This window comes from Aeromonas sp. 603607 (assembly GCF_049171595.1).
Taxonomy (GTDB): Bacteria; Pseudomonadota; Gammaproteobacteria; order Enterobacterales; family Aeromonadaceae; genus Aeromonas; species Aeromonas veronii.
On record NZ_JAAKOV010000005.1, the window covers coordinates 67,491 to 93,790 of the forward strand.

30 protein-coding genes are annotated in these 26,300 nt (G+C 59.7%); 22 read left to right on the plus strand and 8 right to left on the minus strand.

Annotated features, from left to right (window positions below; all coding sequences use genetic code 11):
• Window positions 1-42 precede the first annotated feature (42 nt).
• The 8 genes from G5315_RS06855 to G5315_RS06890 all read left to right on the plus strand — a co-directional run bounded on the left by G5315_RS06855 (window position 43) and on the right by G5315_RS06890 (window position 7,609).
• Window positions 43-195, plus strand: a complete 153-nt coding sequence (locus G5315_RS06855; protein ID WP_082628344.1) for a sugar diacid recognition domain-containing protein — start codon at window positions 43-45, stop codon at window positions 193-195.
• The gene (locus G5315_RS06860) at window positions 182-1,297 is read left to right on the plus strand and encodes a sugar diacid recognition domain-containing protein (protein ID WP_421332796.1); all 1,116 of its coding nucleotides are present in this window, start codon (window positions 182-184) and stop codon (window positions 1,295-1,297) included. Before G5315_RS06855 ends, G5315_RS06860 begins: the two co-directional genes overlap by 14 nt.
• Before the next feature lie 118 nt (window positions 1,298-1,415).
• Window positions 1,416-2,678 carry a GntP family permease gene (locus tag G5315_RS06865; protein WP_005340326.1) on the plus strand — a complete coding sequence of 421 codons (1,263 nt, stop codon included), beginning with the start codon at window positions 1,416-1,418 and terminating at the stop codon, window positions 2,676-2,678.
• A 9-nt stretch (window positions 2,679-2,687) separates the two neighbouring features.
• Window positions 2,688-3,821, plus strand: a complete 1,134-nt coding sequence (locus tag G5315_RS06870) for a glycerate kinase (RefSeq protein ID WP_110304030.1) — start codon at window positions 2,688-2,690, stop codon at window positions 3,819-3,821.
• A 232-nt stretch (window positions 3,822-4,053) separates the two neighbouring features.
• Window positions 4,054-4,617 carry an NnrU family protein gene (locus G5315_RS06875; RefSeq protein WP_421332797.1) on the plus strand — a complete coding sequence of 188 codons (564 nt, stop codon included), beginning with the start codon at window positions 4,054-4,056 and terminating at the stop codon, window positions 4,615-4,617.
• Window positions 4,618-4,675: 58 nt separating this feature from the next.
• The gene (locus tag G5315_RS06880) at window positions 4,676-5,212 is read left to right on the plus strand and encodes a glutathione peroxidase (RefSeq protein WP_042656240.1); all 537 of its coding nucleotides are present in this window, start codon (window positions 4,676-4,678) and stop codon (window positions 5,210-5,212) included.
• 82 nt (window positions 5,213-5,294) lie between these two features.
• Entirely contained in the window at window positions 5,295-6,230 is a 936-nt protein-coding gene (locus G5315_RS06885; protein WP_180342969.1) for a LysR family transcriptional regulator, read from the plus strand.
• Window positions 6,231-6,412: 182 nt separating this feature from the next.
• Window positions 6,413-7,609 (plus strand): NupC/NupG family nucleoside CNT transporter, encoded by a 1,197-nt coding sequence (locus tag G5315_RS06890; protein ID WP_005348874.1) that lies wholly within the window; start codon window positions 6,413-6,415, stop codon window positions 7,607-7,609.
• Between the two features lie 101 nt (window positions 7,610-7,710).
• Here the strand turns inward: G5315_RS06890 and G5315_RS06895 are convergent, their stop codons facing one another.
• The 5 genes from G5315_RS06895 to G5315_RS06915 form a co-directional block, all read right to left on the minus strand.
• Window positions 7,711-8,130, minus strand: coding sequence for a DUF4426 domain-containing protein (locus G5315_RS06895; RefSeq protein WP_111901074.1), 420 nt, complete (start codon window positions 8,128-8,130; stop codon window positions 7,711-7,713).
• A 43-nt stretch (window positions 8,131-8,173) separates the two neighbouring features.
• Entirely contained in the window at window positions 8,174-8,476 is a 303-nt protein-coding gene (gene yggU / locus G5315_RS06900; protein ID WP_123173809.1) for a DUF167 family protein YggU, read from the minus strand.
• Entirely contained in the window at window positions 8,476-9,027 is a 552-nt protein-coding gene (locus tag G5315_RS06905) for a YggT family protein (RefSeq protein ID WP_042011910.1), read from the minus strand. Before G5315_RS06905 ends, yggU begins: the two co-directional genes overlap by 1 nt.
• Before the next feature lie 11 nt (window positions 9,028-9,038).
• On the minus strand, window positions 9,039-9,863 hold the full coding sequence (gene proC, locus G5315_RS06910; protein WP_421202949.1) for a pyrroline-5-carboxylate reductase: 825 nt from the start codon (window positions 9,861-9,863) through the stop codon (window positions 9,039-9,041).
• 142 nt (window positions 9,864-10,005) lie between these two features.
• Window positions 10,006-10,707: a YggS family pyridoxal phosphate-dependent enzyme gene (locus tag G5315_RS06915; RefSeq protein WP_100654584.1), complete on the minus strand. Its 702-nt coding sequence runs from the start codon at window positions 10,705-10,707 to the stop codon at window positions 10,006-10,008.
• Window positions 10,708-10,746: 39 nt separating this feature from the next.
• Between G5315_RS06915 and tapT the strand changes: the two genes are divergently transcribed.
• The 4 genes from tapT to G5315_RS06935 all read left to right on the plus strand — a co-directional run bounded on the left by tapT (window position 10,747) and on the right by G5315_RS06935 (window position 14,360).
• Window positions 10,747-11,781, plus strand: a complete 1,035-nt coding sequence (gene tapT / locus G5315_RS06920) for a type IVa pilus ATPase TapT (RefSeq protein WP_005340354.1) — start codon at window positions 10,747-10,749, stop codon at window positions 11,779-11,781.
• A gap of 28 nt (window positions 11,782-11,809) precedes the next feature.
• A complete protein-coding gene (gene tapU, locus G5315_RS06925) occupies window positions 11,810-12,919 on the plus strand; it encodes a type IVa pilus ATPase TapU (RefSeq protein WP_216954525.1) in 1,110 nt (369 codons plus the stop codon).
• A 47-nt stretch (window positions 12,920-12,966) separates the two neighbouring features.
• Complete coding sequence (yaaA, locus tag G5315_RS06930; RefSeq protein ID WP_201937767.1) at window positions 12,967-13,740, plus strand: peroxide stress protein YaaA; 774 nt, start codon at window positions 12,967-12,969, stop codon at window positions 13,738-13,740.
• 194 nt (window positions 13,741-13,934) lie between these two features.
• Window positions 13,935-14,360 carry a hypothetical protein gene (locus G5315_RS06935; RefSeq protein ID WP_005340360.1) on the plus strand — a complete coding sequence of 142 codons (426 nt, stop codon included), beginning with the start codon at window positions 13,935-13,937 and terminating at the stop codon, window positions 14,358-14,360.
• A gap of 360 nt (window positions 14,361-14,720) precedes the next feature.
• Here G5315_RS06935 and G5315_RS06940 read toward each other — a convergent pair whose 3' ends face one another.
• Window positions 14,721-15,212 carry a methylated-DNA--[protein]-cysteine S-methyltransferase gene (locus tag G5315_RS06940; protein WP_421332798.1) on the minus strand — a complete coding sequence of 164 codons (492 nt, stop codon included), beginning with the start codon at window positions 15,210-15,212 and terminating at the stop codon, window positions 14,721-14,723.
• A 21-nt stretch (window positions 15,213-15,233) separates the two neighbouring features.
• Window positions 15,234-15,650 carry an alternative ribosome rescue aminoacyl-tRNA hydrolase ArfB gene (gene arfB / locus G5315_RS06945; protein ID WP_421298602.1) on the minus strand — a complete coding sequence of 139 codons (417 nt, stop codon included), beginning with the start codon at window positions 15,648-15,650 and terminating at the stop codon, window positions 15,234-15,236.
• Between the two features lie 201 nt (window positions 15,651-15,851).
• Between arfB and glnK the strand changes: the two genes are divergently transcribed.
• The 5 genes from glnK to G5315_RS06970 all read left to right on the plus strand — a co-directional run bounded on the left by glnK (window position 15,852) and on the right by G5315_RS06970 (window position 21,247).
• Window positions 15,852-16,190: a P-II family nitrogen regulator gene (gene glnK, locus G5315_RS06950; protein ID WP_005341406.1), complete on the plus strand. Its 339-nt coding sequence runs from the start codon at window positions 15,852-15,854 to the stop codon at window positions 16,188-16,190.
• Between the two features lie 258 nt (window positions 16,191-16,448).
• Window positions 16,449-17,456: a Fe(3+) ABC transporter substrate-binding protein gene (locus tag G5315_RS06955; RefSeq protein WP_005340374.1), complete on the plus strand. Its 1,008-nt coding sequence runs from the start codon at window positions 16,449-16,451 to the stop codon at window positions 17,454-17,456.
• A 39-nt stretch (window positions 17,457-17,495) separates the two neighbouring features.
• Window positions 17,496-19,121: an ABC transporter permease gene (locus tag G5315_RS06960; protein WP_421332799.1), complete on the plus strand. Its 1,626-nt coding sequence runs from the start codon at window positions 17,496-17,498 to the stop codon at window positions 19,119-19,121.
• A gap of 82 nt (window positions 19,122-19,203) precedes the next feature.
• A complete protein-coding gene (locus G5315_RS06965) occupies window positions 19,204-20,238 on the plus strand; it encodes an ABC transporter ATP-binding protein (RefSeq protein WP_421332800.1) in 1,035 nt (344 codons plus the stop codon).
• 103 nt (window positions 20,239-20,341) lie between these two features.
• The gene (locus tag G5315_RS06970; protein ID WP_236376002.1) at window positions 20,342-21,247 is read left to right on the plus strand and encodes a Dyp-type peroxidase; all 906 of its coding nucleotides are present in this window, start codon (window positions 20,342-20,344) and stop codon (window positions 21,245-21,247) included.
• 90 nt (window positions 21,248-21,337) lie between these two features.
• Here the strand turns inward: G5315_RS06970 and argR are convergent, their stop codons facing one another.
• Window positions 21,338-21,808: a transcriptional regulator ArgR gene (gene argR / locus G5315_RS06975; RefSeq protein WP_005340378.1), complete on the minus strand. Its 471-nt coding sequence runs from the start codon at window positions 21,806-21,808 to the stop codon at window positions 21,338-21,340.
• Window positions 21,809-22,009: 201 nt separating this feature from the next.
• On the opposite strand from argR, the gene G5315_RS06980 reads away from it, so the two are divergent.
• The 5 genes from G5315_RS06980 to mdh all read left to right on the plus strand — a co-directional run bounded on the left by G5315_RS06980 (window position 22,010) and on the right by mdh (window position 25,989).
• Window positions 22,010-22,750 (plus strand): ATP-binding cassette domain-containing protein, encoded by a 741-nt coding sequence (locus G5315_RS06980; protein WP_421332801.1) that lies wholly within the window; start codon window positions 22,010-22,012, stop codon window positions 22,748-22,750.
• Window positions 22,751-22,774: 24 nt separating this feature from the next.
• On the plus strand, window positions 22,775-23,512 hold the full coding sequence (locus tag G5315_RS06985) for a transporter substrate-binding domain-containing protein (protein WP_005348898.1): 738 nt from the start codon (window positions 22,775-22,777) through the stop codon (window positions 23,510-23,512).
• 3 nt (window positions 23,513-23,515) lie between these two features.
• Complete coding sequence (artQ, locus tag G5315_RS06990) at window positions 23,516-24,166, plus strand: arginine ABC transporter permease ArtQ (protein WP_021230953.1); 651 nt, start codon at window positions 23,516-23,518, stop codon at window positions 24,164-24,166.
• Between the two features lie 3 nt (window positions 24,167-24,169).
• The gene (artM, locus tag G5315_RS06995) at window positions 24,170-24,832 is read left to right on the plus strand and encodes an arginine ABC transporter permease ArtM (RefSeq protein ID WP_005348902.1); all 663 of its coding nucleotides are present in this window, start codon (window positions 24,170-24,172) and stop codon (window positions 24,830-24,832) included.
• A gap of 221 nt (window positions 24,833-25,053) precedes the next feature.
• Window positions 25,054-25,989, plus strand: coding sequence for a malate dehydrogenase (gene mdh / locus G5315_RS07000; RefSeq protein WP_005340384.1), 936 nt, complete (start codon window positions 25,054-25,056; stop codon window positions 25,987-25,989).
• The last annotated feature ends 311 nt before the right edge of the window (window positions 25,990-26,300 follow it).

Here is a 26,300-nt window from a genome sequence, read left to right on the forward strand (position 1 = left end):
CCTAGGTTGCGCCGCCAGATCAGCCCCTTGTCCGGAGATGTTATGCAGCTAAACGATAACCTTGCCCGCCAGATCGTCGCACGGGCGATGAAGATCCTGTCGTTCTCGGTCAATGTGATGGATGAGCCACAGAGACTGGTCATCGCCTCTGGTTATTCCCGGTTGGTTCAGCGGAGTACCTATGCAGCTAAATGACATGCTCGCACGCCAGATTGTGAGCCGGGCGATGAAGATCCTCTCCTTTTCGGTCAACGTGATGGACGAACACGGCCTCATCATTGCGTCCGGCAATCCGGAGCGGATCCATCAGCGTCACGAAGGGGCCGTGCTGGTATTGACAGAAAACCGGGTGGTGGAGATCAGCGAAGCGACTGCCTTGCAGCTCAAAGGGGTGCGACCCGGCATCAATTTGCCCATCTCCTATCAGGGGGAGCTGATCGGGGTGATCGGCATCTCCGGCGATCCGGAGGAAGTTCGTGCTTACGCCGAGCTGGTGCGAATGACCGCCGAGCTCATTCTGGAGCAGGCGGCGCTCACCGAGCAGCTGCAGTGGGACAAGCGCCACAAGGAGGAGCTGGTGTTGCAGCTCATTCGGGGTGAGGGGCGAGTCGATCAATTGCAGCAGGCGGCCCGTTTTCTCGGACTGGAGTTGGCCCAGCCTCGGGTGGTGGCCGTGCTGGCGCTGGAGGAGGCGGATCCGGCTCGTCTGCGAGAGCTGGTCCATCAGCTGGAAAATCCGGAGCGGGACAATCTGGTCGCCATCAACGGGCTCGATGAGATAGTGGTGCTCAAACCGGCGCAGTTGAGTGAGGGCGTCTGGCAATCGGCGCAGGAGCGCAGCCGGATCAAGCAGTTGCTGGCGCGCATTCCCCACTTCAAGGTGCATATCGCGGTGGGCGATTACTTCGCCGGGATCGACGGGCTGGCGCGCTCTTACCAGACGGCGCGGGATACCCTGCGCCGTGGCATGCGGCAGGCGCCGCGCAAACAGGTCTACTTCTTTGAGGACTACCGTTTGCCGGTGCTGCTGGGGAGTCTGGCGGACTCCTGGCAGGCGGATCAGCTGCGCGCACCGCTGCAGAAACTGGCCCGGGAAGATGGCAAGGGGGCGCTGCAGAAGACCCTGCGCCACTATTTCTTGCAGGATTGTGATCTGCATCGCTGTGCCGAAGCGCTGTTCATTCACCCCAATACCCTGCGCTATCGGCTGGGGCGGATAGAGCAGATAACCGGGTTGAATTTCAACAAGTTAGACGACAAATTTTTGCTCTATCTCGGCCTTAATCTCGACTTGTGATTGTGAATTTAGACAAAAAAATACATTTATATGATGTGATTTTTGGTTAATCAGCCAAAGCATTCTGATTGCAGATCTCCATAATGGCGGCCATTCACTCCCATTGAAGGTGTCCGTCATGATCCCGGTTACAGCCCTTGGCGCCATCGCGGCGCTCTCCATCGCCATCATCCTCATTTTGAAGAAGGTGCCGCCCGCTTACGGCATGATCGTGGGTGCCCTGGCCGGTGGCCTGATTGGCGGTGCCGATCTGACCCAGACCGTCGCCCTGATGATCGGCGGCGCCCAGGGGATCACCACTGCGGTGATGCGGATCCTGGCGGCCGGTGTGCTGGCGGGTGTACTGATCGAATCGGGCGCTGCCACCACTATCGCCGAGACCATCGTCAAGAAACTTGGTGAAACCCGCGCCCTGCTGGCGCTGGCGCTGGCAACCCTGATCCTGACTGCGGTCGGCGTATTCGTGGATGTGGCCGTTATCACGGTCGCCCCCATCGCGCTGGCCATCGCCCGCCGTGCCGACCTCTCCAAGGCGGCCATCCTGCTGGCGATGATCGGCGGCGGCAAGGCGGGTAACGTCATGTCCCCCAACCCTAACGCTATTGCCGCGGCTGATGCCTTCCATCTGCCCCTCACCTCTGTGATGGCGGCGGGCATCATTCCGGGTCTGTTCGGTCTGGTGATGGCCTACTGGCTGGCCAAGCGGCTGAACAACAAGGGCAGCAAGGTTGCTGCTGATGAGGTGGTGAGCTTTGCCGGTGCCAAGTTGCCAGGCTTTGCCGCCGCCATCAGTGCACCGCTGGTCGCCATCCTGCTGCTGGCTCTGCGTCCTGTTGCCGGTATCGTGGTGGATCCGCTGATTGCACTGCCGCTTGGTGGTCTGGTTGGTGCCCTGATGATGGGTAAATTCAGCAAGGTGAACCAGTTTGCGGTCTCCGGCCTCGCCCGCATGGCGCCGGTCGCCATCATGCTGCTGGGTACCGGTACTCTGGCAGGCATCATTGCCAACTCCGGTCTGAAAGATGTGCTGATCAGCGGCCTGACCGCTTCCGGTCTGCCTTCTTACCTGCTGGCGCCTATCTCCGGTGCTTTGATGTCGCTGGCGACCGCCTCGACCACCGCCGGTACCGTGGTGGCCTCCAACGTATTCAGCTCCACCCTGATTGAACTGGGGATCAGCAGTCTGGCCGGGGCGGCGATGATCCATGCCGGTGCCACCGTGTTTGACCACATGCCCCACGGCTCTTTTTTCCATGCCACCGGTGGCAGCGTCCACATGGGGGTGGGGGAGCGCCTGAAACTTATCCCTTACGAAACTGCAGTCGGTCTGACCATTGCCACTGTCTCCACCCTGATGTTTGGCGTGTTTGGCCTCGCCTAAGGAATTGATATGAAAATTGTTATTGCCCCCGATTCATTCAAGGAGAGTCTGAGCGCCATGGCGGTGGCTGATGCCATCGAGGCTGGTTTCAAGCAGGTACTGCCGAACGCCACCTACGTCAAATTGCCGATGGCCGATGGCGGTGAAGGCACGGTGCAATCGCTGGTGGATGCCACCGGTGGCCGCATCCTGCCGGTCGAAGTGACCGCGCCACTTGGCAACAAGGTGCAGGGTTTTGTCGGCCTGCTGGGTGATGGCCAGCGCGCCGTTATCGAGATGGCTGCCGCCTCCGGTATCCATCTGGTCGCTCCCGAGCAGCGCAATCCGCTGCTCACCTCCAGCTTCGGCACCGGCGAGCTGATCCTGGCCGCGCTGGAGATGGGGGTGAAGCACCTTATTCTCGGTATTGGCGGCAGCGCCACCAATGACGGCGGTGCCGGCATGATCCAGGCGCTAGGCGGCAAGCTGCTCAAAGCGGATGGTGCGCCTATTGCTCTGGGTGGCGCAGGTCTCAGTGAGCTCGCGACCATCGATCTGAGCGGTCTGGATCCGCGTCTGAGCGAGCTGGTTATCGAGGTGGCGTGTGATGTGAACAACCCGCTGTGCGGCCCGAAAGGCGCCTCCGCCGTGTTTGGCCCGCAGAAGGGGGCGACTCCAGAGATGGTGGCGCAACTCGATGCCAACCTCTCCCGTTATGCCGACTGCATTGAGCAGGCCCTTGGCAAGCAGGTGAAGGATATTCCGGGGGCGGGTGCCGCCGGTGGCATGGGGGCAGCGCTGGTCGGTCTGCTTGGTGCCGAACTCAAGCCTGGCATTCAGATCGTGATTGAAGCGCTGAAACTGGCCGAGGAAGTGGCCGATGCGGATCTGGTTATCACCGGCGAAGGTCGTATCGACAGCCAGACCATCCATGGCAAGACGCCAATCGGTGTCGCACGCTGCGCCAAGCAGTTCGGCAAGCCGGTGATCGGTATCTCCGGTTGCCTGACCGACGATTGCGGTGTGGTACATGATCACGGGCTGGACGCGGTATTCGCCGTGGTCAACCGCGCCATGTCTCTGCCGGAGGCGCTGGAGAGCGCCAGCACCAATATTCAACTCACTGCGCGCAACGTAGCGGCGCTCTATCAGCTCAAGGGCTGATCCGGTTCGGCCGATGCGCGCCATCGGCCACTCAATATCCCCGTTTGGGGCATCTCCCATTCCGCGAGATGTCTGACTGCCCTGGCACTTATTTGCCGATCCATCGTGATCGGCTCTTTTCTTTCCGTTCCTTTGTCTTGCCACACTTTTGACTCCATGGGTCAGCGTGGTTTTGATAGGCGCACATCTCCCTTTACGGCATAGTGGTCGTACCAAGTACAAGGAGAGACTCATGTTCCTGCTGACCCTGGGGGTTGCGCTGTTTACCCTGATCCATCTCTACCCCTGTTTTGCGGTGGCCCATCGGGCGCGACTGAGAGAACGGCTGGGTGAGAATCGCTACAAGGGGCTCTTCTCCCTGCTGGTGTTTATCGCCATCGCCTGCATCATCGCCGGTTGGCGCTCGGCCAGCTCGCTGCCGCTCTACTTCCTGCCGGAGTGGGGGCCGATGACCATGACGGTGATGATGCCCTTTGCGCTGATCCTTTTTTTCTCCGGCCAGGGGCCCAACCATCTGCGCCGTTGGCTGGTGCATCCCCAACTGCTCGGAACCCTGCTCTGGGCGGTGGCCCATCTGCTGGTCAACAGTGAGGCGCGATCTCTGGTGTTGTTTGGCGGCATCGGGCTGTGGGCGCTGGTGAGCATGGTCTGGATTTCGGTGCGGGACTGGCAGCGATATCCCCGTCCGGTGGCCAACTGGACGGGCACCGGCATCAGCGTCGGGGCGGGCCTGGCTGCCACTGCGCTGCTGGTGTTCTGGGGCCACGGCTGGCTGACCGGCATTCCATTGCATTGAGAGTGAACTGCGGCTCTGGTAACCGCGTATGATGGACAAAACAAAAGGAGTCTTGGCGATGAAATGGTTCACTCTGTTGCTGTTATTGGGGGCCAGCGCGGCCTCTGCGGCGTGCCCCGATTATTTCAATGTGGAGATGCGGGAGCTAAACAACTCTCAGCGCCACAACCTCTGTCAGCTGACCGAGGGCAAGGTGGTGCTGGTGGTCAATACCGCCTCCTACTGCGGCTACAGCGGCCAGTTCCGCGATCTGGAGAAGCTCTACCAGAGCTACAAGGATAAAGGGCTGATTATTCTGGGTTTCCCCTCCAACGATTTCTGGCAGGAGGCGGGCAACGAGACCAAGACTGCCGAGGTATGCCGCCGCGACTATGGGGTCACCTTCCCGATGTTCAATCGGGTAGCGGTGCGGGGCTCCGATGCTGTGCCACTGTTCAAGGGGCTGGCGGCGGCCGCTGATGGGGATGAGCCGAACTGGAACTTCCACAAGTATCTGGTGGGGCGCGATGGCAAGCTGATCGCCAGCTACGGCGCCAACCAGAATCCGGCTGACGACCCCCTCAAACTGCAGATCACCCGGGCGCTGGGGCTCTGACCCTACCCCTTGGCGGGCGGCTCTGGAATAATGGGTTCCCGCCACTCAATCCGGTTATCTTGTGCTGCAACGTCTTCCTCAAATGGTGATCTTCGATGCGCTGGTGCGCGAGCAGGGGATCTCTGCCGCCGCCCGTCGTCTCGGGGTTTCCAAATCCCATATCAGCAAGCAGCTGGCGCTGCTGGAGACCACCCTCGGTGCCCAGCTGGTCCAGCGCACCACCCGCCGCTTCGTCCTGACCGAGCTGGGTCAGGAGTATGCCCGTCACTGCCATGCGCTGGTGGCGGTGGCGCAGGAGGCGGACTCGATGATCGCCGAGCGGCGTGGCAAGGTGAGCGGCGTGCTCCATCTCGCGGTGGGCCAATCATTTGGTCGTCTGCACGTCATTCCTCATCTCAAGGCGTTTCAGGATCGCTATCCCGAGCTGGAGCTGGAGGTCTCGCTGTTCGACCACAGAACCAATCTGGTGGATGAGGGGCTGGATCTCTGGCTCACCACCTATGAGGACAAGCCGGAAGGGCTGGTGGGACAGCGGCTGGCCGACATTGGCTTCGTGGTGGCGGCTTCGCCGGATTACCTGCTGAGCCACGGCACGCCACTTCATCCCAAGGATCTGGCCCAGCACAACTGCATCACTTACCAGAGTCGGGAGCGGCGCTATCACCAGTGGTCGTTTCGCCAGGGCAAGGAGCGCCAGACGGTGCAGGTGGCGGGCAACTATCGGGTGGATATGGCGGAGGCGGTGCGGGATGCGGCACTGGCCGGGCTCGGTATCGCCTATATTGCCAACTACTTGCTGGACAAGGAGTTACAGAGCGGCAAGCTGATCCCTGTGCTGCCAGGGTGGCGACCGAACCAGCAGATGGCGGTACACGCCGTTTATGCCCGGCGCGAACATCTGGATCCCAAGATCCGTCTCTTCATCGATTTCCTCAAGGCCCGCTTTGGCCCCGAACCCTATTGGGAGCAGCGACTGGCCCCCTGGCTCGGGGGTAAATTGTCCGGCGGTGAGGAATGATTGTTTCCATTTAAGAACTATTGATTTCTCCTGATACTAAAATCGAACCAAATCAGCCAGTTGGCGCAACCGATATCGTGCAAACGTTTTTTCTAACAGGGTTGTAACCAAGCGGACTTGCAGTGACGGGGGGAGAGGCGCAGAATCCGCGCCCATCTTTTGCCCCACCTGATGGAGTCCCTATGATTGCCCTGCTCGGCATCCTGAGTATCCTGGCGCTTGCCGTCATCTGCTCTGATAATCGTCGTCGTATCCCGTTGCGAACAGTTGGCCTTGCCCTCTGCTTGCAAATCATGTTTGCCGGTCTGGTGCTCTGGCTGCCTGCCGGTCAGCACGTGCTGAACGGGGTCAGCGAGAGCGTAAGCAGCGTGATCGGTTATGGTCAGGAGGGGATCGCCTTCCTGTTCGGCGATCTGGCCAAGTTCAAGCTGGGCTTCATCTTTGCCTTCAACGTGTTGCCGGTTATCATCTTCTTCTCCGCAGTGATCGCCATCCTCTACCACATCGGCATCATGCCGCGGGTGATCGCCCTGCTGGGTGGTGGCTTGCAGAAGCTGCTGGGCACCGGCCGCGCCGAGAGCCTCTCCGCCACTGCCAACATCTTCGTTGGCATGGTGGAAGCGCCGCTGGTGGTCAAACCCTACCTTTCCAAGATGTCCGACTCCCAGTTCTTCGCCGTGATGAGCTGCGGCCTCGCCTCCGTCGCCGGTGGCACCCTGGTGGGTTATGCCAGCCTCGGGGTTGAACTGAAATACCTGATCGCGGCAGCCTTCATGTCGGCCCCTGCCGGTCTGGCGATGGCCAAAATCCTGGTGCCGCCGGGAGCTGAAGAGGTCGATCACCATCAGGATGTCGAGATCCCCCGCGCCACCAACGTGATCGAAGCGGCTGCCGATGGCGCCATGTCCGGCCTCAATATCGCGGTGGCGGTCGGTGCCACCCTGCTGGCTTTCGTTGGCGTGATCGCCATGCTCAATGGCCTGCTCGGCTGGGCTGGTGGTCTGGTGGGGCTGGATCTGAGCTTCCAGATCATTCTGGGCTGGCTGTTTGCCCCCGTCTCCTGGCTGATCGGTGTGCCCTGGGATCAGGCGCAAGCTGCTGGCGCTCTGATCGGTACCAAGATCGTGGTCAACGAGTTCGTCGCCTTTATCGGTCTGGTGCAGGATCAGACCCTGAGCGAGTCGAGCAAGGCCATCGTGACCTTCGCCCTGTGTGGCTTTGCCAACATCTCCTCCATGGCGATCCTGATCGGCGGTCTGGGTTCCATGGTGCCGGAGCGCAAATCCTTCATCGCCCGTTACGGCATGCGCGCCATTCTCTCCGGCGTGCTGGCGAACCTGATGAGCGCCTGTCTGGCCGGTCTGTTCCTCGCCCTTTAATCGCTGCGGTACGGAATAGATGTAACAAGGGCGCAGCGATGGCGCCCTTGTCATATGGATAAAATGAAGCCCCGACCTTGGTCGGGGCTTCATTTTGGTACTTAGTCGACGTAGAAGGTCTGCTGGAAGCTGAGGTTCTGTTGCTGCCCGCCGCCCATGATCTTCAGGGTGAACTGATAGGTGTCTTCGTTGCGGTAGGGGAGGGTCGCCAGATAGTAGATGGCATCCCCCTCTTTTACCTCCTGAAAGCTCAGGGTGCGGATGGTGCCGGTCAGGTTCTTGGCCTCACCGGTGATCCCCACGGCTTGCGCCACTTTCTGCTTGTCCTGTACCGCGATATTGATGATGGCGTTGTAGCGACTGCGCTCCAGTCCATACGCCTTGGCGACCTCGGGGGTGAGGAAGCTGGAGTTGAAGGCGCTGTAGTGCACCAGCCAGGGCCCCAGCTCCTTCATCTGTTCTGCCTTGAGCGGCAGTGTCATCAGTAGTGCCAGCAGGCCACTCATCCAGGCTGTTTTCATCTGTCATCCCTCTCATATCTACGGTTGGCGCAGGCCGATTCATTCAGCCTTGCGTGTCATTCAGCAGTGCACTCACTTCTTGCGGCAACTGTTTGGGGCTGTCGATGGTGACGGTTTTGTGTCGCCCCAGCTCGCCCCGCACTATGGTGATCTGTCCCTTGGCCACCTTGAACTGCTTGGCCAGAAACTTGATCAGATGGCTGTTGGCTTGGCCATCGACGGGCGGCGCCGTGATGGCCACTTTCAGCTCTTCGCCATGCAATCCGATGATCTGATCCCGACTCGCCTTGGGCTGGATCACCAGATGCAGTACCAGTTCATCCCCTTGTTGCAGGACGGCTGGCATCAAATCATCCACCACAGCTGGCCGAACAGGTCACCCAGCAGGTAGTTGATGGCTTGCAGGCCGATAAAGGCGACCAGCACCGAGAGATCCAGTCCGCCCAGTGCCGGCAGTACGCGGCGGATAGGGGCGAGGAACGGCTCGGTCAGCTGATGCATCACGTATTCGATGGGGTTGCGGCCCTGGCTGACCCAGCTCAGGATGGCGCGGATCAGCAGTACCCAGAAGATCATCGAGCCCGCTTTCTTCAGCACGGTCAGCGCGGCGAACAGGCTGATGCTGAGCCAGTCCGCCAGCAGCACATTCATGCTCTTGAGCAGGGCCAGCTTGGCGAAGGCGATGACCAGCGCCAGCACCACGGAGGCGAGGTCGATGCCGCCAAAGCCCGGGATAACGCGGCGCAGCGGGATCACCAGCGGATTGGTCAGCTTGACCACCATCTGGCTCATCGGGTTGTAGAAGTCGGCACGGGCCCACTGCAGCCAGACGCGCAGCAGGATCACCATCAGGTAGAGATCGAAAACGGTGTTAATCAGAAAGTAAGCAGTGTTCATCTGGGCTCCTGTTAGAAGAGGGTTTCCATTTCGGTGGCACGAGCAACGGCCGCCTGCATGGCTTGCGCAGTCAGCGGCATCAGCCCCTGCTGCTGGAATGTCTTGATGGCTTCAGCTGTGGTGCCGCCCTTGCTGGTGACCTGCTCACGCAGGGTTTGCAGCGCCAGCTCAGGGTTCTGCTCCACCATGGCGGCTGCGCCCAGCGCGGTCTGCTGCACCAGCAGGCGTGCCTGATCGGGCGAGAAACCCATCGCCTCCGCCTCTTCGGCGATCGCCTGCATAAAGAGGAAGAAGTAGGCCGGAGCACTGCCCGCTGCGGCGATGACGCCGTTGATGCCGGACTCCTGCTCCACCCAGAGGGTCTTGCCGACCGCCTGCATCATCTGCTCGGCAAACGCGCGATCCGCGGCGGCAATATGCACGGGCGCGTAGAGACCGGTCATGCCCAGACCCAGCAGGGCAGGGGTATTGGGCATGGTGCGGATGATGCGGTCATGGCCACCGGCCATCTCGCCAAGGCGCGCCACCTTGATGCCAGCCGCGATGGAGATGAGCAGCTTGCCCTCAAGGGAGCCCAGCTCGGCAACCAGAGCGGCCAGCATGCCTGCCATCAGCTGCGGCTTGACTGCCAGCACGATCACTTCGGCGCCTCGGGCCGCCTCGGCATTACTCTGGGTGATGCGAATGCCATGTTCGCTCGCCAGCGTCTCCAGCTTGGGCAGACTGGGGTTGGCGGCCGTGATCTGCCCGGCGGGATAACCCGCCTTGACCAGTCCGGCGATGATGCTGCGGCTCATGTTGCCCGCGCCGATAAAGGCCAGCGTTCTATGCTGCATCAGATGCTCCTGTTGCACATGGGGTCGCGGCGGGGTTGGCGCTGCCTGCACCACCTGACGCCAGAATTCGGTGTTCCATCAAACGCTCCTGTTGATGAAGTCGCGGCAAGAGGCGGACGTATGGGTTATCCGCTGGCCTTGCCTATGAGTAGTCACGGGCGCCGAAGATGGCGGTGCCGACCCGCACCATGGTGCTGCCGTGGGCTATCGCCAGTTCAAGATCCTCGGTCATGCCCATCGAGAGGGTATCCACCGTGGGGTATTGTCGCGCAAGCTCGGTGAACAGAGTCTGCATGCGGGTCATTTGGGCGGCCAGTACGCGCTCGTCACTGGTGTGCTCTGGAATGGCCATCAGTCCCCGCAGCACCAGTCGCTCACTTTGAGAGACCTGCTCGGCAAGGCGGAAAATCTCTTGTTCCGACGTTCCGGATTTGCTGCTCTCTCCGCTAATATTGATTTGCAGACAAACATTTAGCGGTGCCATTGTAGTTGGGCGCTGGTTGTTGAGGCGGTCGATCAGCTTGTCCCGATCCACGCTCTGCACCCAGTCAAACCGTTCGGCGACCAGTTTGGATTTGTTCGATTGCAAAGGGCCGATAAAGTGCCACTCTATGTCGCTATATTCCGGCTGCTGGCGCAAGGTATCGATCTTGGCCGCTGCTTCCTGAGCGTAGGATTCGCCAAAGCAGCGCTGACCTGCGGCATGGGCGGCCATTATGGCCTCGACCGGCTTGGTCTTGCTCACGGCCAGCAGGCGGATCTGCTGCAGGTTGCGGCTAGCCCGTTCGGCGGCCTGGGCAATACGTTCCTTTACCTGAAACAGGTGCTGGGCAATCTGGTTCATATTTCGTTAGTGATCTTGTGATGGGAGAATGACAAGTCTATGGATATCACAGAGTTATTGGCTTTCAGTGTAAAGCATAAAGCCTCGGATCTACACCTCTCGGCCGGGGTTCCCCCGATGATCAGGGTTGATGGTGAGGTTCGCAAGATCAATTTGCCCGCCCTGGAACACCGGGAAGTGCATGCCCTCATTTACGACATCATGAACGACCATCAGCGCAAGGAGCTGGAGGAGAACTTCGAGGTCGACTTCTCGTTCGAGGTACCCAATTTGGCCCGTTTCCGGGTTAACGCCTTCCAGCAGGCGCGCGGCTCGGGTGCGGTATTTCGTACTATCCCCAGCACTGTGCTGAGCCTCGAGGATCTCGATGCGCCGGAGATCTTCCGCAAGATTGCCGAGTTCCCGCGGGGTCTGGTACTGGTGACCGGCCCGACCGGTTCGGGTAAATCGACCACCCTGGCGGCCATGGTCAACTACATCAACGAGAACTTCCATCACCACATCCTCACCATCGAGGACCCCATCGAATTCGTCCACGAGAACAAGCGCTGCCTGGTGAACCAGCGGGAAGTACACCGTGATACCAAGAGCTTCAGCAACGCCCTGCGCTCGGCCCTGCGGGAAGACCCGGACATCATTCTGGTTGGCGAGATGCGCGACCTTGAGACCATTCGTCTGGCCATGACTGCCGCCGAAACCGGTCACCTGGTGTTTGGCACCCTGCACACCTCGTCGGCGGCCAAAACCATCGACCGTATCATCGACGTCTTCCCCGGCGCGGAGAAGGACATGGTACGCTCTATGCTCTCCGAATCCCTGCGGGCGGTTATCTCCCAGACCCTGCTCAAGCGCATTGGTGGCGGTCGGGTGGCAGCTCACGAGATCATGATGGGCATTCCGGCGGTGCGTAACCTCATTCGGGAGGACAAGATTGCCCAGCTCTACTCGGTGATCCAGACCGGGATGACCCACGGCATGCAGACCATGGATCAGAGCCTCAAGCAGCTGGTGAGTCGCGGCGTGGTGGCATCCCTCGATGCCAAGGCCAAGGCCGTTGATCCCAACAGCATTTAAGCGACTTGTACCCAGGGAGGGATAAATGATGAATCTGGATGATCTGCTGAGCCAGCTGGTCGAGCGAAAGGGATCGGATCTGTTTGTGACGGTGGGATCGCCGCCCATTCTCAAGGTAAATGGCCATCTGGTGTCGCTGGGGGGAGACGCGCTCGACAAGAAAGGGGCGCTGACGCTGGTCAGGGATACCCTCAGCAGCGATCACTTCGAGCGCTATGTCCGCACCAAGGAGGCCAACTACGCGATTTACCGCGAGGCGCTGGGTCGTTTTCGGGTCAGCGCCTTCTGGCAGCAGGAGCTGCCCGGTATGGTGATTCGTCGTATCGAGACCCGCATTCCCACCTTTGAAGATCTGCAGCTCCCCAGGATCCTGCAGGAGGTGGCGATGGCCAAGCGCGGGCTGGTGCTGTTTGTCGGTGCCACCGGGGCGGGTAAATCGACCACTCAGGCGGCGATGATCGGCTATCGCAACCAGCATGCCGATGGTCATATCCTGACGGTGGAAGACCCGGTGGAGTTCGTCCATCAGCATGGCCGTAGCCTGGTGACCCAGCGGGAGGTGGGGATCGACACCGAGTCGTTCGATGTAGCACTGAAAAGCTCGCTGCGTCAGGCACCGGACGTGATCCTGATCGGCGAGATCCGCAGTCAGGAGACCATGGAGTTTGCCCTGCAGTTCGCCGAGACCGGCCATCTCTGTCTCGCCACTTTGCATGCCAACAACGCCAACCAGGCGCTGGATCGCATCCTCCATCTGGTGCCGCAGGAGAAACATCGCCAGTTTCTGTTCGATCTCTCCTTCAACCTCAGAGCTATTGTCGCCCAGCAACTGGTGCCGAGTGTCGATGGTTTGCGGCGCAGTGCGGCATTCGAGATCCTGCTCAATACCCCGCTCATCACCGACATAATCCGCAAGGGAGAGATGCACCGTCTCAAGGAGGTGATGACCAAATCTGCCGAACTGGGCATGCAGACCTTCGATCAGGCGCTTTTCAGCCTGTTCTGCGCCGGCCAGATTGGCTACAGTGAGGCCCTCGCCCATGCCGACTCGGCCAACGACCTGCGGCTGCTGATCAAGCTCTCCGGTCGCGAGCAGCTGGGGTCCGGCACACTGGAAAATGTGACGCTGGATGAATGAAACATGGGGCCGATCCGCTGTTCGGCCCCTAGCCAGAAAGGAACGTTATGCTGATTGTGGTTTCCCCGGCCAAGACGCTGGATTACGAGTCACCGCTGGTGACCCCCCGTTTCACCCAACCCGAGCTGCTGGATCACTCCGCCGAACTGATTCGCCGGGCCCGCCAACTGAGCCCTGACCAGATCGCCACTCTGATGAAGATCAGCGACAAGCTGGCCGGTCTCAATGCCGCCCGTTTTGCCGAGTGGCAGCCAGATTTCACCCCCGCCAATGCCCGTCAGGCGCTGCTGGCTTTCAAGGGGGATGTCTACACTGGTTTGGCGGTGGAGGATTTTAGCGAGGCCGATTTTGACTTCGCTCAGGCACACCTGCGGATGCTCTCCGGCCTCTACGGCGTGCTTCGCCCCCTCGACCTGATGATGCCCTATCGACTGGAGATGGGGACCAGGCTCAACAATAGTCGCGGCAAGGATCTCTACCAGTTCTGGGGGGAGGTGATCACTCACCATCTCAATGACGCGCTGGCTGCGCAGGGGGATGAAGTGCTGATCAATCTGGCCTCCGACGAGTATTTCAAGTCGGTACGACCCAAGAGCCTGAAAGGGCGGATTGTCACACCGGTGTTCAAGGATGAGAAGAACGGCCAGTTCAAGATCATCAGCTTCTACGCCAAGAAGGCGCGCGGCATGATGGCTCGCCACATCATCAAGCACCGTCTGACCGAGGTGGAGCAGCTGACCGGTTTCAACGCCGAGGGCTACTACTTTGTGCCGGAAGAGTCGGACGCCAATACCCTGATGTTTAAACGCGCCGAAAATTAATTACAAAAAGAGGGAACCAATCTTTCGACCCGCGGGTCTGAATATTTGAATCCTCTGTTGTAAGCACTTTTTATTCGCCGACGTTTGATACGTCGGCTTTTTTATTGCCGTTTTTATTGTCCATCGATTGCCTTCGCCGGGACTATGTGGTTCAGATAGACTCAAGACAGGGAGCGAGTTGTCGTGAGGTGAATATGGAACAGAAAAATGCCATTCGGCAGGTTGCCGTCCCTTGGGCTCCGTCCCGCCAGCTACCGCCCGGTCTGGTTGTGGCCGAGTTGCATCAGGATCTCTGGAGCGACTCCCTGACCATCATGCTGGGGCGGGCGCGCAGCATCGATCTACCCCCGCAAATCCTCTGCCGGGTCTATTTTCGCCATATTTATGCCCTGCGGGTCATCGAGGATTGCGATCTGGCTGAGGGGAAGGATAGCCACGCCATCGAAGAGCAGATCCAGCTCATCACTCCATCCCGTTTTGCCAGCTGGTTCCATCAGGAGTCGGACGGCCTGCATCTGGATGAAGATCTGCAGCACTATCGCATCTCGACCTGGGATTATTGCGCCGATGTGCTGACCTCCTCGGCGCCGGAGCTGCAGTTCCTGCCCCAGAGCGAGTAGCCAGCTGTTACGTCAGAGGCGAAGGATGATCCTTCGCCTCTTGGTTTTTGGGCGGGGCAGATTTTGTGGCATTCAGGCCATTCAGCCTGGGTGGTGGCCTGTTGTGTTGCCACAAAAAAAGCGCCTCAGAGGAGGCGCGGGGAAAAAGACAGATTGGAAGCGTCACATGGGTGCTACTTGAATCAGCGAATGAGCCGTGCCATTCAAGTATGGACCCATCATGCCAAGCTCAATCTGAAGTAGTTCTGAGGCGATTCTTCATCTTCTGTTCATCTTGTCAGCAAGGCGTGGCCACTGATTGAAAGCCTTTTCATTCTGGTCGCGATATTGTCCCGTTCCTCTCCGGGGACGCTCATTGTCTCATGGGGCCAGCTCGAATGTTGTGCCTGCCTGTTCCAGTGCCAGCAACCAGCGCTTGATGGGAATGCCGCCAGCATAGCCGGTCAGATCGCCGCTGCGTCCGATCACCCGATGGCAGGGTACTATGATGCTCAGCGGATTGCGGCCATTGGCAGCGCCTACTGCTCGCACTGCCTTGGGATTGCCGATAGCCTGGGCAATCTCGAGATAGCTCACGGTCTCGCCATACGGGATATCACACAAAGCGTTCCACACCGTTTGCTGGAACGGGGTGCCCTTCGGTGCCATGGGCAGATCGAACTGCTGCAATTTTCCGGCAAAATAGGCGGTGAACTGCTCGACGAAAGGAGCAAGAGCCAGGTCATCACGCTGCCACTCATCGGTCGGAGTTACCGGCTGCTCCCCCTGCACAAACTCCACATAGCGCAGGCCATCCTGATCGATGGCAATGAGCAGGGGGCCACGGGCACTGTCGCAAAAGCTGTATTTCATTCTGTCATCCTCAGGCCAGGGTTAGTCCAACACAAGCTTGCCGCGGGTGGATTTGATATCCCCCTTGCGCTTTTTGGCATCGACCCGTTTGCGCTGGGAGCTGCGTGTCGGCTTGGTGGTATGACGAGCCTTGGGGCGCCAGGCCGCTTTCTTCAGCAACTCCACCAGACGGCTCATCGCCTCCTTGCGGTTCATGTCCTGGCTGCGATGGCTCTCGACCCGGATCAGGACAAAGCCATCGTGTACCCGGCTGTCGCTCAGCTTGTCGAGACCCTCCTTGTAGAGGGGCGTCAGGCTGGGAGAGTTGCGGTAATCGAAGCGCAACCAGACGGCGGAGTCGGTCTTGTTGACGTGCTGTCCACCGTTGCCCTGTGCCCGCATGGTCTGAAATTGCAGCTCATGCCAGGGAATCGTGACGCTGTTGGAGATAACTAACATGCTGTTTTGCTCTTGTTTGGTGCATACCCGCTGGCCGCTGCAGCATGGTGCCTCATTATGGGGCGTGCTGGCCGGTTATGGGGATGTGCCTGGCGAATGGCGCAGGCATTAAACTCTATCTATATGAAATAAAACAATAAAAATACTTGGCATAAGAATTGAAACCCGATTCATGACACACCATGGATTGGGAGCAACCAGATGAAGCTGATTAGTGCGATTATCAAACCGTTCAAGTTGGACGATGTCCGCGAGGCTATTGCCAACCTGGGGGTGGAAGGGCTGACCGTGTCCGAGGTCAAGGGATTTGGCCGCCAGAAGGGACACACCGAATTATACCGGGGAGCCGAGTATCAGGTCGACTTCCTGCCCAAGGTGAAGCTGGAGATTGCCACCGCTGATGATAACGTGGAAGGGGTGATCGAGGCGATCTGCAAGGCGGCTTATACCGGCAAGATCGGCGACGGCAAGATTTTTGTCTACGACTTGCTGCAAGCGGTGCGCATCCGCACCGGCGAGAGTGACGACGAGGCGCTGTGATGAACCGCATCCGTGACGTACAGATCTGTTGACCTCCCGACCTCGGGGCATCCCGATGGCGTGAGCGCTTATTGAAGCCTGATCAACATAACGTTTTGCTCAGAAGAGGCCGAATGGGATTCCATCCGGCCCTTTTCATTTATGGGCGATTAAATATGTGATGTGGCGACGGCGAGCTTTCTTGATCCGCTTATAAGATGTATGCAGAATGCAAACGGAAATCGTTATCACTCTGTATAGCTAATCAAGGAATGGATGATGAAAATGAAGATGTTGGCACTGGCTTTCTCTGCGTTGGCAGCTCAGTCGGCATTGGCGGCCGGGGAAGTGAATGTCTACTCCAACCGGCAGGATGAGCTGATCAAGCCCATCATCCAGCAGTTCGAGAAGGAATCTGGCATCAAGGTGAACGTGGTGTTCGCCAAAGAAGGATTGAACGAGCGTCTGGAGCGGGAAGGCAAGCTCTCTCCGGCCGACCTGATGCTGACCGTCGATATCAGCCGTCTGACCGATCTGGTGGACAAGGGGCTGGTGCAGCCGGTAGACAGCAAGATCCTGCAGGAGAACATCCCCGCCATCTATCGTGATCCGGAGAATCGCTGGTTCGCCCTGACCACCCGGGTTCGCGCCATCTACTCCAGCAAGGATCGCCTCGGCAAGCTCGACACCATCAGCTACGAAGATCTGGCCAAGCCTGAATTCAAAGGAAAAATCTGCACCCGCAGCGGCAAGCATGAGTACAATGTGGCGCTGGTCTCCTCCATGATTGCCCATCACGGCATGGCCGAGACCAAAACCTGGCTGGAAGGGGTCAAGGCCAACCTGGCGCGCAAGCCACAGGGCAACGACCGGGATCAGGTCAAGGCGATCAAGGATGGTATCTGTGACGTGTCGCTCGGCAACAGCTACTATCTGGGCGCCATGTTGAAAGATCCTGCGCAGAAGTCCTGGGCGGATGCGGTCTATATCAACTTCCCGAACCAGGCTGACCGCGGTGCCCACGTCAACGTGAGCGGCGTGGCCATGACCAAGTATGCCAAGAACAAGGCCGAGGCCCAGAAGCTGATGGAGTTTCTGGCTGGCGACACCGCCCAGCACATGTATGCGGACGTGAATGCCGAATATCCGGTCAAGGCCGGAGTCGAGCCTTCCGCCATGGTCAAGTCTTGGGGCAGTTTCAAGTCTGACGCACTACCGGTCAGCGATTACGCCAAGCACCGCAAGGACGCCTTGCAGTTGCTGGATGAAGTGAAGTTCGATTTGTAATCAGATGGGGCCAACGGCCCCATCAACATCTGTGGTCTCATGAAAAATTTTGGATGGATGACCGGCAGCTGGGCCATCGCCCTGCTGCTGGGTTTACCGGTTATAGCCCTGCTTTTCTCTGCCTTCTCGGCTGAGGGAGATCTCTTTCGCCACCTCGCCGATACCGTGCTGCTCGATTATCTGGGCAATACCCTGGGGCTGGTGGTCGGCGTAGTATTGCTAAGCCTGCTATTTGGCGTGCCCACCGCCTGGCTGGTGGCCATGTGTCAGGTGCCGGGGCGGCGCGCTTTGCAGTGGGCCTTGATGCTGCCGATGGCGATGCCCTCCTATATCGTCGCCTACGTCTATACCGACTTGCTCGATTACTCGGGCCCGCTACAGGCCGGGTTGCGAGCACTATTTGGCTGGAACAGTCCTGCCGATTACTGGTTTCCGGCCATTCGCTCCCTTGGCGGCGCCGCCTGGGTGCTGGCGCTGGTGCTGTTCCCTTATGTCTATCTGCTGACCCGCGCCTCTTTTCTCGAGCAGTCAGTCAGCCTGATCCACTCCAGCCGCCTGCTCGGCTGTACCCCGTGGCAGAGTTTTCGCCGCCTCAGTCTGCCGCTGGCGCGCCCCGCCATCATGGTGGCGGTATCGCTGGTGGCCATGGAGACGCTGGCCGATTTCGCCACCGTCCACTTCTTTGCCATCAACACCCTGACCACGGCGGTCTACGACACCTGGCTCGGCTACGGTAGTCTGGCCACCGCGGCCAAACTCTCCTGCCTGATGCTGCTGGCTGTGGTGCTGCTGATCGCGCTGGAGCGCCGCTCGCGCAGTCGGCAGCAGGTGTTCCAGAAGTCCATGGGCCATGAGCAGCCGCTGCGCTATCCGCTTAAGGGGATGAGTCGCTGGCTAGCTGGTCTCTGGTGCTGGGGGCTGGTGCTGGCCGGTTTCGGCCTGCCATTCGTCATCCTACTCGATTACGGCGTGCGTTACTTCGAGTTGTCGTGGACGCCGGAGTTTGTCCGCTTCGCCGGCAACAGTTTGGCTATCTCGGCGCTGACCGCTCTGCTGGCGATGGGCATCGCCCTGCTGCTCGGCTTCTTCCGCCGTCTCGATGGCGGGTTCAAGAGTTTGCTGCCCCTGCGCATCGCCGCCATGGGCTACGCCATGCCGGGCACCGTGCTCGCTATCGGGGTGCTGGTGCCGCTCACCGCCCTCGACTTTGCCATCAACGATCTGGCCGAGTGGCTCGGGCGTCAGGGGCCGGGCTTGCTGCTGACCGGCACCATCACCGCCATCGTGTTCGGCTATCTGGTGCGCTTCGTGGCCATCGCCATCGGCTCGGTGGAGAGCAGCATGGGCAAGATCTCCCCCAGCCTCGACATGGCGGCCCGCTCTCTGGGGCAAGGGGATGGCGGCATGCTGCGGCGGGTTCATCTGCCGCTGGTGCGCCGGGGTCTGTTTGCCGGTGCCATGCTGGTATTCATCGAATCCATGAAGGAGCTGCCTGCCGCTCTGCTGCTGCGGCCCTTCAACTTCGATACCCTGGCGACCCACGTCTACCAATTCGTCTCGGACGAGATGCTGGAGCGCGGCGCGCTCGGGGCCATCGTCATCGTGCTGGTGGGGCTGTTGCCGCTGATCTGGGTCAACCGCACTCTGGACAGTCCGGGCCACTGAGTCGCCGCGTCGGTCAATGAAATAGCATGCGGTGTGCTGAACCGAAAGGCAGTGCGCCGCCAGAAACGAGAGGAAGTCAGCCTTGTCCTGTTTGCAGGTTGAAAATGTCAGCTGCCGTTACAACGGCCGCAATGTGCTGGAGCAGCTCTCCCTGACGGTGGCCGACAACGAGATCGTCTGCCTGCTGGGGGCCAGTGGCTGCGGCAAGACCACGCTGCTCAAGGCCATCGCAGGGCTGCTGCCGTTGGCTGAGGGCTCGATTCGCCTCGGCGATACCCTGCTCGACGGGCCCGGTGCCAGCGTGCCGCCCGAGGCGCGCAATATCGGGATGATCTTTCAGGATTACGCCCTCTTTCCCCACCTGACGGTGGCCGACAACGTCGGCTTCGGTCTGACCAAACTCGACCGCAGTGCCCGCCAGCAGCAGGTGGACGAGGCGCTGGCGCTGGTCAATCTGCAGGGGCTGGGGGATCGCTATCCGCACCAGCTCTCCGGCGGCCAGCAGCAGCGGGTAGCCATAGCCAGGGCGCTGGTGTGCAAGCCGCGGCTGATGCTGCTGGATGAACCCTTCTCCAACATCGACACCCAGGTGCGGATGAAGTTGATCCTCGAGATCCGCGCCCTGCTCAAGCAGCAAGGGATTGGCGCCATCTTCGTCAGCCACAGCAAGGAGGAGGCGTTTGCCTTCGCCGATCGGCTAGCGCTGTTTCGCGCCGGTCACATCGAACAGGTGGGCCAGCCGGAGCAGCTCTATCGCCGTCCGCAAAACCGCTTCGTTGCGGAGTTTCTCGGCGGGGTCAACTATCTGGCTGCCGAGGTGGTGGACAGCCACTGCGTGCAGACGGCGCTCGGGGTCATCTGTGGCAGCGAGCCTCATGGCCGGGCGGTGGGCGAGCAGTTGCAGCTGATGCTCAGACCCCAGCAACTGCTGCTGGAGAGCGCCGCAGATGGCGAGCTCAAGGTGGTGGAGCAGCAGTTCCTCGGCCACCACTGCCGGGTGCTGTTCGAGTGTGGCGATCTGCAGCTGGAGGCGAGCATTGGCGAGCCCCTTGATGGGATGCAGGCACGGATCAAGGTTGCCCCCCATGAGCTAGTGTTGTTTGACCCTTTGCCCTGAACGCGTGATATCGTCGTGAAATCAAAGAACTGGATCCACTCTGGTTTATAATCGCGCAACGCAAATAGCCCGTAACGCTAACGCCTACTCAGGGGAGAGATATATGAAAGCCCAAGCCGGGATCTGTGCAGAGCCGAATCTGCACGCCCTCTATCTGATGTTCAATCGTACCGGCGATGCCGCCGAGCTGGTCGGCCGTCTGGCCAAACTGCCCGCCTTGTGGCAGGCGGTCGCCGCCGATTTCCCCGATGCCGGTTTCAGCGGTCTGGTTGCCGTTGGCGCCGATGCTTGGGATGGTCTCTACCCTGCCGCCCGTCCGCCCCAGTTCCGCAGCTTTATGGCGCAATCCGCCAACGGTCAGGAAGCCCCCAACACCCCGTTTGATCTCTTTATTCAGCTGCGCGCCGATCGGGTGGATGTGCTGCACCACGCCGGTCACCGTGTGATGGCGCTGCTGGCCGGACTGGTCGAGCTGGCCGAAGAGGTGCGCGGTTTCCGCAATCTGGATTGCCGTGACCTGACCGGTTTCGTCGATGGCACCGAGAACCCGCAGGATGAACACCGTGCCGAAGTGGCGCTGCTGGCTGATGGCGAGTTTGCTGGTGGCTCCTACATTCACGTCCAGCGCTGGGTCCACGCCATGAGCGACTGGGAGAAGCTGGCGCAAAAAGAGCAGGAAGACATTATCGGTCGTACCAAGCCCGACAATATCGAGTATGAGTCTGCCGCCAAACCGCTGACCGCCCACATCAAGCGGGTCAATCTCAAGACTCCGAAAGGGGAGTCCATGGAGATCCTGCGCCAGAGCATGCCCTGGGGCACCATGACCGAGCAGGGGCTCTACTTCATCTCCTGCTGCCGCACACCGCAGCACTTCAACGCCATGCTGGCCAGCATGTACAAGGGGGAGGGTAGCCACTTCGACCACCTGCTGCGCTTCACCAGGGCAGTGACCGGCGCGGCTTTCTTCGCCCCATCGGAAGGTTTTTTGATGGCGCAGGGCAAATAAGCCCGCCTGACGAAGACTCAGAAAACAAAAATCCCGGCCTTGGCCGGGATTTTTCGTTCTGGCGTGACCGCTATGACGCGGTTGCGGCCATTACGGCGTCTGTTCGAACAACTCGAGGGCGGAGAGATAGAGCTCTTCGATATCGGTGTCGCTGGTCGGGGTGATGAAGATGGTGTCATCACCGGCGATGGTGCCGAGGATCCCCTCTGCCTTGCCGAGGGAGTCGAGCAGGCGGGCGATCAGCTGGGCTGCGCCAGGGCTGGTGTGGATCACCACCAGTGCGCCGTTGTGATCGACGTCCAGTACCAGATTCTTGAGCGGGCTGGAGGTGGTGGGCACGCCCAGTTCCACCGGCAGGCAGTAGACCATCTCCATCTTGGCGTTGCGAGTGCGAACGGCGCCGAAGCGGCTCAGCATGCGCGATACCTTGGACTGGTTGATGTTCTCGAAGCCCAGCTCTTGCAGGGCGGTGACGATTTCTGCCTGGGAGCCAAAGCGCTCTTCTTTCAGCAAGGCTTTAAAGGCCTTGGCCAGTTTTTCTTGCTTGTCGTTGTGTTTCATCTTGGTCTCACGAATGAGGAGGTGTGGCGGCCTGTGCGATACAGGCGGCAGATACGAACAGCGGGGCCATTTTGCATTCATATGCCGTTTTTTGCAAGGAAGCGGCGCTTGTTCTGCATATTGATTCAAAAATGGCTTGCATCAACCTTTATTAGGGATAGAATCGGGATGAAATTTTGAAAACTTATTCAATTGGGCTGTATGGGTATTGAATTAATAGGTATCGAAAAATCCTGGCACAAGGTGCCGGTTCTGCAACAGGTCAGCTTTCGGACATCCCCCGGTGAAACCTTGGTGTTGCTGGGCCCGAGCGGTGCTGGCAAGAGTTCCCTGCTACGGATGATGAACCTGCTGGATACCCCGGATGCGGGTGTTCTGCGGATTGGCGAAAGTGAATTTTCTTTCCCGAATTCCCTCTCTGCTGCCGAATTCAACCGCCAGTCCCAACTGCTGCGTCGCAAGGTGGGCATGGTGTTCCAGCAGTACAATCTCTGGCCACATCTCACTGTGATGGAGAATCTGATTGAAGCGCCGGTCAAGGTGCTCGGCATGAGCAAGGCGGCCGCCATCGAGAAGGGGGCCTACCTGCTGGCTCAGCTGCAACTGGCCGACAAGCGCGATGCCTGGCCTGCCCGTCTCTCCGGCGGTCAGCAGCAGCGGGTGGCCATTGCCCGTACCCTGATGATGGACCCGGAAGTGCTGCTGTTTGACGAACCGACTGCCGCCCTCGATCCCGAGATCACCAAGGAGGTGGCCGAGATCATCCGTAACCTGAGCCAGACCGGCATTACCCAGGTGGTGGTGACCCACGAGGTTGACTTTGCCCGCAAGGTGGCCAGTCAGGTGATTTATCTGGAGAAGGGGCGGATCATCGAATCCGGCACCGCTGCCATTTTCCAATCCCCGCAAACCAGCCGGTTTGCCGAATTCTTGATGCATTGATATTGAATCGATAAGGAAGCTGTCATGAAAAAGAGTCTGTTGTTGGTTGCTGCCATGGGCCTGTTGAGTACCTCCGTCATGGCCAAAGAGATCAAGTTCGCCACCGAGGCCACCTACGCGCCGTTCGAATACCTGGATGACAAGAACGAGTTTCAGGGTTTTGACATCGATCTGGCCCGCGCCATCTGCGAGCAGGCCAAGCTGGAGTGCAGCTTCCACAACCAGGCCTTTGACAGCCTGATCCCCAGCCTGAAATTCCGTCGCTATGATGCCGCCATCGCCGCCATGGACGTGACCCCGGAGCGGGCCGCTCAGGTCGATTTCTCCGACATCTATTACGAGAACTCGGCAGTATTCGTCGCCAAGAAAGGGGCCTTCAAGGGGCCGGAAGAGATGGTCGACAAGACAGTCGGTGTGCAGAACGGTACTTCTCACCAGTCCTATCTGGTGGATAACTGGGTGAGCAAGGGTCTGCTGACCGTGCCGTACGCCAGCTACCAGAGCGCCTTCCTCGACATGATGAATGGCCGTACCGACGGTGTGTTTGCTGATACCGCCGTTGCTGCCGACTGGCTGAAGCAGCACAAGGAGTATGCGGTGGTGGGTACGCCAGTGACCGATGCCAAGTACTTCGGTACCGGCTTTGGCATCGCGGTCGCCAAGGGCAATCAGGAGCTGCTGACCCAGCTGAACAAGGGGCTGGCGGAGATCAAGGCCAACGGCACCTATCAGAAAATCTTCGACAAATACTTCGCGCAGTAAGCCATGTTGAGCCTGTTGTTGGATGCAGCCTGGATGACCCTCGGGCTGGCCCTGGCATCACTGGTCGGGGGCATGGTATTGGCACTGGCGTTCAGTGCCGCCGAGCTCAGCAAGCAGCGTGCGCTGGTGTGGCCGGTGGCCACCCTGACCACGCTGATCCGTGGCCTGCCCGAGTTGCTGGTGGTGCTGTTCATCTACTTCGGCTCGACCCAGGTGTTGTTCCTCATCACTGGCGAGTATGTGGAGTTCAGCCCGTTTGCCTGTGGCGTGCTGGCGCTCTCCCTGCTGTTCGCCAGCTATGCGACCCAGACCCTGCGGGCGGCGCTCAATGCGGTGCCTTCAGGTCAACGGCTGGCGGCGCTGGCGCTGGGGCTTGGCAAGAGCCACATCTTCTTTCGCATCGTGTTGCCGCAGGCGTGGCGCCACGCCTTGCCGGGCCTCGGCAACCAGTGGCTGGTGCTGCTGAAAGATACCGCGCTGGTGTCGCTTATCGGGGTGAACGAGATGATGCGTCAGGCGCAGATGGCCTCGGCCAGTACCTATCAGCCCTTCACCTGGTATGCCGCTGCGGCTCTCATCTATCTGGCCATCAGTCTGGTGAGTGAATATGGCCTCGGGCTGGCTGCCCGCTACACCCGCCGCTACGGAGGCTAACTGATGCAAGAGTATCTCGTTACGTTGCTGGGCGGTCTGGTCACCACGCTGGAGCTGACCCTGTTCAGCCTGCTGCTGGGGATTGTGTTGGCAGCCCTGATGACCTGGGTGTTGGAGCTGCGCCTGCCGGTGGCGACCCAGCTGGTGCAGCTGTGGGTGCTGCTCTTTACCGGCACGCCGCTGCTCATTCAGATCTTCCTGATTTACTACGGGCCGGGTCAGTTTGAGTGGCTGAAAGCCAGCCCGCTCTGGCCGCTGCTCAAGCAGCCCTGGTTCTGCGCCGTACTGGCGCTGGGTCTCAACACAGCGGCTTACTCCACCCGGTTGTTCAAGGGGGCGCTTGATGCCATCCCGGCCGGTGAAGTAGAGGCGTGTCGTGCGCTTGGCTTTAACGGCCGCCAGACCTTGTGGATGAAGGTGCGCCACGCCGCCCGTCATCTGGTGCCTGCCTACTCCAACGAGGTGATCCTGGTGCTCAAAGGGAGCTCCCTCGCCAGTACCATCACCATCATGGACATCATGGGGCTGGCGCAGGGATTGAACGCCCAGACCTACGATACCCTGGCTGTGTTCGGGGTGGCTGGTGGGCTTTATCTGGCGATGAACGGATTGTTAACAATTGGTTTTCGCTGGTGTGAAAAACGGGCGCTGGCATTCCAATCCTGAGACCCTCAAATCTACCTCTTTATGGTAAGGAGAAGTGCAGAAAAACTGTGCTTCTCCTCCAACTTTTTGTATTTCCCTCCAATTTTTGCTCCCGCATGTTTCGTGGCTCACAGAACCCGTGACTGCAACTGTTATCAGATTGTTTTTTATGGGGGGATCCATTAAGGTTGGGCGCACAACAACAAACAACCTTAAACCTACGCTTAAACATGGAGTTGATCATGAAAGTTGCCGTTCTGGGTGCCGCTGGTGGCATCGGTCAAGCCCTCGCTCTGCTGTTGAAAAACCGTCTGCCGGCCGGCTCCGAGCTGAGCCTGTATGACATCGCCCCGGTTACCCCGGGTGTGGCCGTTGACCTCAGTCATATTCCTACCGACGTCGCCATCAAGGGCTTCTGCGGTGAAGATCCGACTCCTGCGCTGGTTGGGGCCGATGTGGTGCTGATCTCCGCCGGTGTGGCACGCAAGCCGGGGATGGATCGCTCCGACCTGTTCAACATCAACGCCGGTATCGTCAAGAATCTGGTCGAGAAGTGCGCGGCCACTTGCCCGAAAGCACTGATCGGCATCATCACCAACCCGGTCAACACCACTGTGGCCATCGCTGCCGAAGTGCTGAAGAAAGCCGGTGTCTATGACAAGCGTCGTCTGTTTGGTGTCACCACTCTGGACGTGATCCGCGCCGAGACCTTCGTGGCCGCCGCCAAAGGGTTGAACATCGACAAGGTTCGCGTCAACGTGATCGGTGGTCACAGTGGCGTCACCATTCTGCCGCTGCTCTCCCAGATTGAAGGCGCTTCCTTCACCGCTGAAGAAGTGGCTGCCATGACCAAGCGCATCCAGAATGCCGGTACCGAAGTGGTTGAAGCCAAGGCCGGTGGCGGTTCCGCAACCCTCTCCATGGGTCAGGCGGCTTGCCGTTTCGGTCTCTCCCTTATCAAGGGTCTGCAGGGCGAAGCCAACGTTGTTGAGTGCGCCTACGTGGAAGGCAACGGCGAGCACGCCACCTTCTTCGCACAGCCGGTACTGCTGGGCAAGAACGGCGTCGAAACCGTACTGGATTACGGCAAGCTGAGCGCCTTCGAGCAGGAAGCGATGGAAGGCATGCTGGCTACCCTGAAAGCCGATATCCAGCTGGGTGTCGATTTCGTCAAGTAAGCGGGTCAACCGTGCCAACAAGGGAGCTTCGGCTCCCTTTTGTATTGATGAGATCCGCCCGGCAGGCTAAGGGGATGGGGCTTGGTGCCGATAACAGAGTGCAGCAGGAGATCCTTATGATGAAACCCCTTACCCTTCTCGTTCTTGTCGGTGCATTCACCGCGCCCCTCTATGGTGCCGAGGCGGTATCGGCCGCCGTATCGAGCGATGCGCCTGCAGCAAGTGCGTCGGCACCGACAGCAAGCAGTGCAGCGGTGGCAACGGCGCCTGTCTCCGCTGCTACGCCTGCGCCCTCTGAGGCTGCCCCCGTC